Source organism: Escherichia sp. MOD1-EC6098, from assembly GCF_002965865.1.
Lineage (GTDB): Bacteria > Pseudomonadota > Gammaproteobacteria > Enterobacterales > Enterobacteriaceae > Escherichia > Escherichia marmotae.
Map to the genome: position 1 here is coordinate 1 of NZ_PTSN01000087.1, position 591 is coordinate 591.

The following is a 591-nucleotide window of genomic DNA, read 5'->3' on the forward strand; positions in this document are numbered from 1 at the left end:
ACTTTTATATCCGCAGTGTGAACACCGTTGGCAAATCGGCATTCGTGGAGGCCGTCGGTCGGGCGAGCGATGATGCGGAAGGTTACCTGGATTTTTTCAAAGGCAAGATAACCGAATCCCATCTCGGCAAGGAGCTGCTGGAAAAAGTCGAGCTGACGGAGGATAACGCCAGCAGACTGGAGGAGTTTTCGAAAGAGTGGAAGGACGCCAACGATAAGTGGAATGCCATGTGGGCTGTCAAAATTGAGCAGACCAAAGACGGCAAACATTATGTCGCGGGTATTGGCCTCAGCATGGAGGACACGGAGGAAGGCAAACTGAGTCAGTTTCTGGTTGCCGCTAACCGTATCGCATTTATTGACCCGGCAAACGGGAATGAAACGCCGATGTTTGTGGCGCAGGGCAATCAGATATTCATGAACGACGTGTTCCTGAAGCGCCTGACGGCCCCCACCATTACCAGTGGTGGCAGTCCTCCGGTATTTTCCCTGACATCAGACGGAAAGCTGACCGCTAAAAATGCGGATATCAGTGGCAGTGTGAATGCGAACTCAGGAACGCTCAACAATGTCACGATTAACCAGAACTGTA

At 51.6% G+C, this 591-nt stretch carries 1 protein-coding gene; it reads left to right on the forward strand.

Annotated elements, in window-relative coordinates; translation table 11 throughout:
- Window positions 1-591 (forward strand): phage tail tip fiber protein (locus tag C0K55_RS25765; protein WP_123059783.1); only part of this gene is annotated, 591 nt, incomplete at both ends.